We start from the raw sequence: 4,801 nt of genomic DNA, 5'->3' as shown, positions 1-4,801 counted from the left end.
GAGCCGATCACAGACTCAGTCATTCGACCAACGTTCTCGGTCGGGGCCCACCGCACACCCCCTGGCCCCCCGCCAGGCCGGGCCGGGTGACCGACGGGCCACCCGGGACTCCGGCCGTGCGGACGACCGCCGCCGCACCGGCCGGAGGACAAGGGCTGACGCCCGAGCTCCCGAAGTGGGCGGCCGAGGAACGAGGCCCCCCGCGGAGGGAACGAGCGGACCGACCGGGACGAGGCGACGGCCAGGTGAAGACCGTCGTCTTCGGCAGCGCCGGCCCACCGCGTGCCGCGTGCCCGGTCACCGCACAGGCGGATGCAGTGAGGTGACGGATTCCGGCGCCCCACCGCACACCGTAGCGTCGAGCCGATGCCGAAGAGGGCATCCCGGTGCGTGGGCGGCGGCCGGCCCGGCGGCGTGGGATGCGGGAGGTACCTTGACGCTCGGCGGAGCCGGTGAGTTCGCGGAGGTGCCGGTCCGGACGGAGCTCGTCGGGCGCGTCGCGGAGCTGGCCGCGCTGGGCACGGCGCTCGCGGGTGTCGGCTGGACGGGAGCGGGCGTCAGCGCTACGGGACCGGCGGGCGTCAGCGCTACGGCGCACCCGGGCGCGAGCGGGACGGCGCACCCGGGCGCGAGCGGGACGGCGGACCCGGGCACCGGCGGTACCGGAGAGCCCGGCGCCGCCGTGGCTTCGCACATCGCCGACGGAACGGCGATCCTGATCCAGGGCGATCCCGGCGCGGGCAAGACGGTGCTGCTGGAAGCGGTGGCGGCCCGGGCCGGCGCCGACGGCCTGCGGGTGCTGCCGGTCGTGGGCGTGGAGACCGAGCTGGAGCTCGCGTTCGCCACGCTCCACCAGCTTCTGCACCCCCTGCTGCACCGCACGGCCGACCTGCCCGGGTTCCAGCGCGGCGTACTGGAGCAGGTCTTCGCGATGCGGGCCGGCGCGGCGCCCGACCGGTTCGCGATCTCCTCCGCCGCGCTCGCCCTGCTCCAGGCGGCTGCCCGGGAGCAGCCGCTGCTGGTCGTCGTGGACGACGCGCACTGGATCGACCGGTCCAGCGCCCAGGTGCTGGCGTTCATGGCCCGCCGGCTGACCGGCACCCGCGCGGCCTTCGTGATCGCCGCCCGCAGCGGCTGGACCAGCTTCCTCGACCGGGCCGGCCTGCGCGTACTGACCCTGGGCCCGCTGCCCGACCCGGACGCCGTCGCGCTGCTGGACAGCCGCTACCCCGGTCTGTCGGCCGGCACCCGCAGACGGCTGATCGACGAGGCACAGGGCAACCCCCTGGCCCTGGTCGAGCTGCCCGGACAGCTCACCGCGGGCCAGCGCGAAGGCGCCGAACCCCTGCCGCAGACGCTGCCGCTGGGCAGCCGGCTCGAAGCGGTCTTCGCCGACCGCATCCGGGAGCTGCCGGAACCGACCCGGTTCGCGCTGCTGCTCGCCGCCCTGGAGGGGCAGCGCCCCGGCAGTCTGCGCACGGTCCGCGCCGCCGCGCCGCTGAGCGAGCAGGAGTGGGACGACAAACTGCTCGACGCGAGCGAGCGCACCGGCCTGGTAAGGATCGACCATGTGGCCGACCAGGTGACCTTCCGGCACCCGCTGGCGCGCTCCTGCCTGGTCCGCATGTCCCCCACCGCCGTGCGCCACTCGGCGCACCGCGCGCTGGCCGCCGTACTGACCGGCGACCCGGAGCGCCGTGCGTGGCACCTCGCCCATGCCGCCGAGGGCCCGGACGAGGCCGTCGCCGCGGCGCTCGCCGCGGCGGGCGAACGAGCGCTGGCCCGCGGCGGCGCGGCCGAGGCGGCGGCGGCCTTCCTGCGCGCGGCCGAGCTCAGCCCCGATGCCGCCGACCGGGCCCGCCGCCAGGACGAGGCGGCCTTCGTGGCGGGCAAGGGGGGACTGCTGGACCAGGCCCGCGAGCTGGCCGGTGCCGGGGCCCACGGCGCTTCCGGCCCGCAGCCCGCCGAGCAGCAGTCGATACGGGGCGCGGCAGCGGCGGCGTACGTCCTCTTCCACCGCGACGGCGATGTCGACGGCGTGTTCCGGACCCTGGTCCCGGTGCTGGACACCGCCCCGGCGAGTGCCTGTGACGCGGACGCGGAGGCGTTCGACGACGCCTTCTACGTCCTGCTGATCACCTGCGTGTGGGCCGGCCGCCCCGACCTGTGGCCGCCGCTGCACCGGGCGCTCGACCGGGTCTCGGAGACCGCGCGGATGTGCTTCGCCGCGGTGGCCGACCCCGCGCGCACCGCCCACGGCGTCCGTGCCCGACTGGACCGGGCCACCGCGGCGCTGCCGCCGGCCATCCGTTTCTGGCGGGTCAGCTGGCTGATCTTCACCGCCCTGTACCTGGACTGCTTCGGTTACTACGACGGCGTGTGGCGCGGCTTCGTGGACCAGGCGGCGTACGACAGCCACCAGTTCGTCATGGTCGCCCGTACGTACGACTCGTTCGTCCGCGGCGACTGGGACAACGCGGTGGCCCTGGCGAGCGAGGGAACGGAGGTCGCGGCCGATCACGGCTACAACTTCACGCACCTCCTCTTCAAGTACGGGCTGGCGTCGGTGGCCGCCTCCCGGGGCGACGAGGAGGCACTGCGGGCGCTCAACGACGAGATCACCACCTGGGCCCGGCCGCGCCGCTTCGAGCTGATGGCCGGCACCGTCCAGGAGACCAGGGCGCGGGCCGCGGTGACCCGGGGCGACTTCGAGGAGGCCTACCACCTGGCCGCCGCGGTCACCCCGCCCGGCGTGCTCCCGGCCTACTTCCCGCACGTCAACCGGCCCTTCCTCGATCTGGTCGAGTCGGCGGTACGCACCGGCAGGCTCGCGGAGGCACGGGCCCATGTGACGGCCGGGCGCCAGGCTCGGCTGGAGCTGATCTCCCCGCGCCACGCCCTGATCCTGGCCGGCGCCGAGGCGCTGACCGCGCCCGACGAGCAGGCCGGGCCGCTCTTCGAGACGGCCCTCGCGCTCCCGGACGCCGCGCTGTGGGGCTTCGACCACGCACGGATCCGGCTGCTGTACGGGGAGTGGCTGCGCCGCCGCCTGGGACAGGTCGCCGCGCGACCGCACCTGCGCGCGGCGCTGGAGACCTTCGAGAGTCTGCGCGCCGAGCCGTGGGCCCGGCGCGCCCGGGCCGAGCTGCGCGCCGCGGGCGTCTCCGTCCGCGGCCGGAGCCAGCAGGGCGGCGGCGGCCAGTCGCTCAGCGCGCAGGAGTACCGGATCGCCCAGTTCGCCGCGAAGGGACTGTCCAACAAGGAGATCGGCAGCCTGCTCAACGTCTCGCCGCGCACGGTCGGCGCGCACCTGTACAAGGCGTTCCCGAAGCTCGGCATCACCTCACGGGCGGCGCTGCGCGACGCGCTGGCGGAGCTGGACGGACCGGGCTGAACAGGCTGAGCTGTGACCGCCGGACCGAGACGGGGCGGATTGAGACGGGCCGGACCGCCCGGGTTCACCGGCCGGGCCGGCTGAGCGGCCCCGCGGGTCGACCGGCCGGGCCGGGTGCGCGGCGGGTCCGCCGCCCGGGCCGGGCGCGGCGGGTCGACCGGCCGGGCCCGGACCGGCTTCGTGCGTCGCCTCGTTGACCTGCCCGCCGTGGCCGGTTGCCGTGCGCGACCTCGGTCACGCCGCTGACCGCCAGTCAGATGCCGGTCACGGACCGCGAGACGGCGTGACACTCGGCGGGTGGGCGGCACGGGCACGACACGGAACGCTCCACCCGGCGGAGTGGGGCGTCGGTCACCCCGCGCGGCGGAAGGACCGCCGGTGCGGCGGGCGAGCGGGGTCGCGGTGCGGGAAGCGGTAGGTCACCCACCGGGAGATGCGGCGGTGCGGTTCACATAGATTGTGGGTCGTCGGCCCGTCGGCCCGCTGGTCGGACGGCTTACCGTCGGAGGGACGCGTGGAGCAGATCGTCGGCAGGCGGAGCGAACTCGCCGTGCTGGACCGCCTTCTCGCCGACAAGCACGGCGGTCGGCGTCTGGTACTGCTCGCCGGAGGGCCGGGCAGCGGGAAGACGGTGCTGCTGGAGGCGGCCGTCGCCACGGCCGAGCGGCAGGGGCTGCGCGTGCTGCGCCTGCGCGGCAGCCAGGCCGACACCGGCCTCTCCTTCGCCGGCCTGCGCCAGCTGCTCCTGCCCCTCCTGAGCGACGCGGGTGCCGACGACGCGGGTGGCGACCCCGACGCCGGCCCCGGCACGGACGTCCCCGCCGCCACCACCGATGCCGGTTCCGCCACCGATCCGGCGGCCGCCGACTCCGGAGCCACCACCGCGACCGGCCCCACCCCCGCCGCCGGTTCCGCCGCCACCACCGGCTCCGGAGCGCCCGCCCCCGCCCTCACCGCGCACCAGAGGGCTTCGCTGCTGGGGGCCCTCGGGCTCGGTGAGGCGCCGGGGGCCGGGACACTGCCCGTGCTGGTCGGGGCGCTGTCCCTGGTGACGGGGGCCGCCGCCGAGCGGCCGGTGCTGCTCGCCGTGGACGACCTCCAGTGGCTGGACCACGAGTCGCTGAACGCGCTCGCGTTCATCCTGCGGCGCCTGGGCGACGAAGCCGTCGTCGCGGTGGCCACCGCGCGCGCCGCCGAGCTGCCCGAACAGTTCGTGCGGGACTTCCCACGGATCGACCTCGCGCCGCTGACCGAAACCGAGGCCGGGGAGCTGCTGGACCGGCAGTCGGCGGTACCGCCCACCGGGCACGCCCGGACCCAGATCCTGCGAGCCGCCGAGGGCAACCCGCTGGCCCTGGTCGAGCTGGCCCGAACCGCGGGCCGGGCGCGGACCCCGCGGTCGCACCT

Annotated in this window: 2 protein-coding genes; both read left to right on the top strand. The window is 76.3% G+C overall.

Annotated features, from left to right (window positions below; genetic code table 11):
* Positions 1–433 precede the first annotated feature (433 nt).
* Positions 434–3,394 (top strand): helix-turn-helix transcriptional regulator, encoded by a 2,961-nt coding sequence (locus VIW71_RS09535; protein ID WP_331621632.1) that lies wholly within the window; start codon positions 434–436, stop codon positions 3,392–3,394.
* 514 nt (positions 3,395–3,908) lie between these two features.
* The coding region (locus VIW71_RS09530) for an AAA family ATPase (RefSeq protein ID WP_331621631.1) at positions 3,909–4,801 on the top strand (893 nt) is incomplete at its 3' end.

Source organism: Streptomyces sp. (assembly GCF_036524955.1).
Lineage (GTDB): Bacteria > Actinomycetota > Actinomycetes > Streptomycetales > Streptomycetaceae > Actinacidiphila.
The sequence above is the reverse complement of the archived record's forward strand: the minus strand, read 5'-3'. Positions and strand labels throughout refer to the sequence as shown.